The following is a 5,671-nucleotide window of genomic DNA, read 5'->3' as shown; positions in this document are numbered from 1 at the left end:
CCGAAGGCTTCTTCGGCTGGGCGCAGATCTGGGTCAAGATCTTCTGGGAGAACGGCGTGCTGCGACGCTCGTCGGTCGGACGGAAACTCGCAGGGCCCTCACGCGACGTGCGCACGCTGCGCTACCTGAAGGCCGCCCACTTCGAGGTCACGTTCGACCGTGCCGAGGAGTTCGAGCTGGACGGCGACGAGTTCGGGATGGTCATCGGGTTCAGCACCGAGGCCGACGCCGGCGCGCTTACCGTTCGCGTTCCCGTGACCTAGTCGCGCGGACGACAGTGGAGACCTGCCGCGACCTGAGCACGAGGAGCACCAGAGTTGCGACACCGGCGATTGCGGTCGCCAAGATGGCGGGGCCGACCAGCCGGGTGAGTGCCTCTGCCCACAGCTGCCGCCCGACCAGCTGATTCACGTCGGACTGGGTGAGAGTGTCCGAGCCGCTGAACCCGTCGTACATCTGCGTCGTCGTGGCGACCGCGCTCAGGGCGATCACCGCGGCGAAAAGGGCCAGCGCACCCGTCAGCCCGCCGAGCGATGCCAGATACCGCCGACGAATCACCTCATGCTCCGCGGGCGGAGGGCATGCAGCACCAGCCAGGTGGAAATAGCGACGATTCCTGCAACGAGCAAGGGACCGGGCAGGGTGCTGCGCACCATGCTGAGTGCCGCCTCTTCGGAGGTCGTTTGGCCGAGGTACATGGCCGTGTCGGTTACCACCAGCTGGAAGACCCACGCCGCCGCAAGCAGCAGCCCGGCGCCGAGGGCGAGAAGAGTCCACTCGACAATGCGGTTGCTGCGATCGGGCTCGGGCTCGTCGACATCCACCGGCTCTTCGTCGGCGGCAGGGCGAAGCACGAGGGGCGGCGGATCGGGGACCCGCACGGCGCTCGCCGGCGGGCCACCCGGGATGCGCACCGGATCCGTGCGGGTCGAGTGGGCGGGCGCTGAGGCCGGAGACGTCAGAACCGGACCGTCATAGCCGCGCTGGAACTGTGCCGCGTAGTGCGGGTCGATCGCCGGCTTGTCACCCATACCCACACCCTCCTATGCGGGAGGACGCTGCTCAAGAGGCTCACCTGACAGAATCCCGCGAAGCCAGTCGCGCGCCTCGACGAACACGTCGTCGCCGTAGCGCGACCGCACCTCGACGTTTCGTCGATCAGCCCGCGGGTACGACCCCAAGAAGATCACGTTGGGGCTGAACCGCTTGAGCCCGAGCAGCGCGTCGGCGACCCGCTCGTCGTGGATGTGACCGTCGAGGTCGACGACGAATCGGTAGCGGCCGAGGGCATCCCCGATCGGTCGGGATTCGAGCAGGCTCATGTTGACGCCGCGGGTCGCGAACTGTTCGAGCATCTCCATGAGCGCGCCTGGTGCGTCGGAGGGCAGCTCGACGATGACGCTCGTCTTGTCGGCACCGGTGCGCTCCGGGATGGCGAGGCTCGACGAGACGAGCACGAACCGGGTGACGGCGTTCGGGTTGTCGCCGATGCCGTCGGCGAGCACCTCCACCCCGAGCTCGCGTTCGATTCCCGGCGGGGCGATGGCGGCATCCGCGATCGCGTTCGCCGCGAGCAGCCCGGATGCCGCGGTGACGTTCGAGGTCGCCGGCAGGTGCTCGTGGTCCGGCAGCTCGCGGTCGAGCCAGAGGTGGCACTGGGCGTAGGCGACGGGATGCGCGGCGACGACTCGCACGTCGGCGAGCGCCGTGCCGGGCCGAGCGACGAGCGAGAAGTTCACCGGCACGAGGTACTCGCCGATGATGCGCAGTCCGGGGATGTTGGCGAGCGCATCCTGGGTCGCACTCACCCCGCCCTCGATGCTGTTCTCGATCGCGATCATCGCGGCGACACTGCGGCCCGAAATGACGTCGTCGAGCGCCTCGCCGACGTTGTTGACGCTGCGCCACTCCGCGCCTTCAGCCTCGGGCACCTGGGTGAGCGCCAGCCAGGTGAAGGTGCCGGCGGGCCCCAGGTAGCTGTAGCTCGGCATGGCTGCGAGCCTACTGGCGTCGCGGCAGTGTCGGCATTCGCCAGATGTCGGCAGACTGGGGGCATGACGGATCGCGCAGGAACACCCGCCCTCGAGTCCGACCTCGTCGACCTCGACGATCTGCTGCGGGCTTACGAGGGCGTGGCAGCGGCCGACCAGCCCGTCGTGTTCGGCACCAGCGGCCATCGCGGCTCGAGCCTCGACGGCGCCTTCACCGACACCCACATCGCGGCGATCACGCAGGCGATCGTCGAGTACCGCAGCGCCCAGGGCGTCGAGGGGCCGGTATTCGTCGGCGCCGACACCCACGCGCTTTCCGCCCCGGCCCAGGTGACCTGCCTCGAGGTGCTCGCCGCGAACGGGGTCACGGCGCTGGTGGATGCCGACGCCGGCTGGGTGCCGACGCCCGCCGTCTCGCGCGCGATCATCCGCCACAATCGCGCGCTGGAGCATGGAACGGGGGCCATTTCTGGCCGCCGCCGCGACGCTAGCGCCGAGCGCCGTCTCGGCGCTCGGGAGCCGCGCCTGGCCGACGGAATCGTCATCACCCCGAGCCACAACCCACCGCGCGACGGCGGCTTCAAATACAACCCGCCGCACGGCGGCCCGGCCGATTCGGATGCCACCGGCTGGATCGCAGGACGCGCGAACGAGATCATCGCCGGCGGAAACCGTGACGTGAAACGCTCTCGGGCGGTTACCGCGGAGCCCTACGACTTCCGCGGCGAGTACGTGACCGATCTCGCCTCCGTGCTCGACCTGGGCGCAATCAAGGCCTCAGGTCTGCGGCTCGGCGCCGACCCGCTCGGCGGTGCCAGCGTCGACTATTGGAAGCTCATCGCCAGCCACTACGGGCTGCCGCTCGAGGTGACCAACCCGGCCGTCGACCCGACATGGCGATTCATGACCCTGGATTGGGACGAAAAGATCCGCATGGATCCGTCGTCACCGAGCGCGATGGCCTCGGTCGTCGCGCGGCGTGCGGACTTCGACATCCTCACCGGCAACGACGCCGACGCCGACCGGCACGGGATCGTCACCCCTGACGGCGGGCTGATGAACCCCAACCACTACCTCGCGGTCGCCATCCAATACCTGTGCACGCACCGCGACGGCTGGAGCGCCGAAGCAGCGATCGGCAAGACCCTGGTGTCGAGCACGATGATCGACCGGGTCGTCGCATCGCTCGGCCGGCGGCTGTGGGAGGTTCCGGTCGGCTTCAAGTGGTTCGTTCCCGGACTGATCGACGGGTCAGTCGCGTTCGGCGGCGAGGAGAGTGCGGGCGCGTCTTTCCTCGAGCTCGACGGCTCCGCGTGGACCACCGACAAGGACGGAATCATCCTCGCCCTGCTCGCCGCCGAGATCCGCGCGGTAACGGGGAAGTCTCCCTCGGTTCTCTACTCCGAGCTGACCGAAGAGTTCGGCGACCCCGCCTACGCCCGAGTGGATGCCGCGGCTTCCCCCGCGCAGAAGGCGCGGCTCGGCAAACTGTCGGGCTCCGACATCCGTGCCGACAAGCTGGCGGGCGACCCGATCGTCGACCGCCTCTCGTCCGCCCCCGGCAACGGCGCGGCGATCGGCGGCGTGAAGGTCGTCACCGAGCACGCCTGGTTCGCCGCCCGCCCCTCGGGCACGGAAGACGTCTACAAGATCTACGCCGAGTCGTTCCGCGGCCCGGATCACCTCGCCGAGGTCCAGGCCGAAGCGAAGCTGATCGTCGACGCCGCTCTCGGCTCCTGAGCCACCCGCCTAGATCCATCTCGGCGCGCTCAGACCCGGTTCGAGGGCCGTCCATCCGCGCCCGGCTCCATCTAAGGAAACTCTCAGCCGGCGTAGCTGGGAGCTGCGGGGAGGCCGAATATCTCCTCGAGCGTCATCACGCCGGTGTCGTGCATCTCGGTCGCGAGGGGGACGCCTACGTAGCGCACGTGCCACGGCTCGAACTCGTAGCCGGTGATCGGGGTGTACCCCTCGGGGTAGCGGATGATGAAACCGAATCGGTAGGCGTTCGCAGCCAGCCACTGCCCCTGCGCAGTGGTCGCGAAGCACTGGTCGAGGTTGCACTGCGACGGCACGGCACCGAGGTCCATCGCGAGTCCGGTCTGATGTTCGCTGTGACCCGGGCGGGCGCTGGTGAGGTCGGCGCCCTCTTGGCCGAGCGATGAGACCCAGCCGTTGTAGACATCCACCTGGCGCCCGTAGCTGCGGTAGGTCGAGAGGGACTGCATCTCGAGCCCCGTCTCGGCGGTGTGAGTCGCGAGCAGTGCCTGCATTTGGGATGCCGCCTCGGCCCGTAGCTGCCCGCCGCCGATCACGTTCAGCCCGACCAGGTCGGCGGGCGCGTAGTCCTGTGGGTTGAGGGGGCGCAGCTTGTTGACGACGACTTGGAGGCTCGCCGCGCTGTCGATGTCGAACTGGTCGAGGGGGAACGTCGGGGTTGGGGTCGGAGTGGGAGTCGGGGTCGGCGTCGCCGTCGGGGTCTCGGACGGCTCAGCCACGGGCGTGCCGCCCTTCGGCGCGAAAACCACGAACGCTCCGACGATGGCCGCGACTACCGCCACCACGATGACGACCGTCACGATCCTGCGGGTTCGGATCTGCTGCGGGGTGGGGCCGCGCTGCCGCACACGGAACATCGGTTCGTCGGTCACCGCGACAGCTTACGGTTCCGCGGGGTTTCGATAGGCCGCCATTGGCGGCACTCAACCCGCGAGAGCCTTCGCGGTTTGCCGGATGTCTGCTGTCCGTGTAAATTTGCAGTCTCCGCAATCTTCTGTCCGCTCGTTGCCCGAAGGACCCATGTCCAGTCAGACCGCCGCGCCACCCGGGCAGCCGTTGCTCACGCATCGGCAGATCATGTTCATCATCTTCGGCCTGATGGCCGGAATGTTCCTCTCGTCGCTCGACCAGACGATCGTCGGTACGTCGATTCGCACGATCGCCGACGACCTCGACGGGCTCGCCCTCCAGGCCTCGGTCACGACCGCCTACCTCATCACTTCCACGGTGATGACTCCGATCTACGGAAAACTCAGCGACATCTTCGGGCGACGCCCGCTCTTCATCGTCGCGATCTCGATCTTCCTGCTCGGCTCACTGCTCGCCGGCACGGCACAGTCGATGTACGAGCTCGCGGGCTTCCGCGCTCTCCAGGGAATCGGAGCGGGCGGCCTCATGGCGCTGCCGTTCGCGATCCTCGGCGACATCCTCGCCCCGCGCGAGCGAGCCAAGTACCAGGGCTACTTCCTCGCTGTCTTCGCCACGTCGAGCGTGCTCGGTCCGCTGATCGGCGGACTGTTCGCCGGCACTCCCGAAATCTTGTTCGTCGACGGCTGGCGCTGGGTGTTCCTGGTCAACCTCCCGGTCGGCGTCATCGCGCTGCTGCTCGTGGTGCGCTTCCTGCACGTGCCGCACACCCGACACCAGGTGAAGATCGACTGGTGGGGGGCGACGACGATCGTCGTTGCGCTCGTTCCCCTCCTGCTGGTCGCCGAGAACGGCCGTGACTGGGGCTGGGGGTCACCGCTCTCGATCGCGTGCTACACGCTCGGCGGGCTCGGACTCATCGCTTTCATCGTCGTCGAGATGCTGATGGGCGACGCCGCTCTCATCCCCTTGAAGCTGTTCCGGCATCCGACGTTCTCGATGGTCACGGTGCTGGGCGTGCTGGTGGGCTTCGG

The 5,671-nt window shown here is 68.3% G+C and carries 6 protein-coding genes and 1 pseudogene; 3 read left to right on the top strand and 4 right to left on the bottom strand.

Going from position 1 to position 5,671, the window contains the following annotated elements:
* Nucleotides 1–263: pseudogene (locus RMO30_RS06610) on the top strand (diacylglycerol kinase); the annotation flags it as partial.
* On the opposite strand, the gene RMO30_RS06605 reads toward RMO30_RS06610, so the two are convergent.
* Genes RMO30_RS06605 through pheA form a run of 3 tightly spaced genes read right to left on the bottom strand, consistent with a single transcriptional unit; the run spans nt 238 to nt 1,991 of the window.
* Nucleotides 238–558 carry a hypothetical protein gene (locus RMO30_RS06605; protein ID WP_309711058.1) on the bottom strand — a complete coding sequence of 107 codons (321 nt, stop codon included), beginning with the start codon at nt 556–558 and terminating at the stop codon, nt 238–240. The pseudogene RMO30_RS06610 and the gene RMO30_RS06605 sit on opposite strands and share 26 nt — an antisense overlap.
* Complete coding sequence (locus RMO30_RS06600; protein WP_309711056.1) at nt 555–1,031, bottom strand: hypothetical protein; 477 nt, start codon at nt 1,029–1,031, stop codon at nt 555–557. The genes RMO30_RS06605 and RMO30_RS06600 overlap by 4 nt, the downstream gene beginning before the upstream one ends.
* Nucleotides 1,032–1,043: 12 nt before the next feature.
* Complete coding sequence (gene pheA, locus RMO30_RS06595; RefSeq protein ID WP_309711053.1) at nt 1,044–1,991, bottom strand: prephenate dehydratase; 948 nt, start codon at nt 1,989–1,991, stop codon at nt 1,044–1,046.
* Between the two features lie 63 nt (nt 1,992–2,054).
* Here pheA and RMO30_RS06590 point away from each other — a divergent pair, with 63 nt between their 5' ends.
* Entirely contained in the window at nt 2,055–3,731 is a 1,677-nt protein-coding gene (locus tag RMO30_RS06590; protein ID WP_309711051.1) for a phosphoglucomutase, alpha-D-glucose phosphate-specific, read from the top strand.
* An 83-nt stretch (nt 3,732–3,814) separates the two neighbouring features.
* Here the strand turns inward: RMO30_RS06590 and RMO30_RS06585 are convergent, their stop codons facing one another.
* A complete protein-coding gene (locus tag RMO30_RS06585; RefSeq protein ID WP_309711049.1) occupies nt 3,815–4,642 on the bottom strand; it encodes a M15 family metallopeptidase in 828 nt (275 codons plus the stop codon).
* A gap of 148 nt (nt 4,643–4,790) precedes the next feature.
* On the opposite strand from RMO30_RS06585, the gene RMO30_RS06580 reads away from it, so the two are divergent.
* Nucleotides 4,791–5,671: MFS transporter (locus RMO30_RS06580; RefSeq protein ID WP_309711047.1), on the top strand; the 881-nt coding region annotated here is incomplete at its 3' end.

Origin of the sequence: Pseudolysinimonas sp. (assembly GCF_031389465.1) — a bacterium.
Classification (GTDB): Bacteria; Actinomycetota; Actinomycetes; order Actinomycetales; family Microbacteriaceae; genus Pseudolysinimonas_A.
This window is presented reverse-complemented; position numbering and strand designations above follow the sequence as displayed.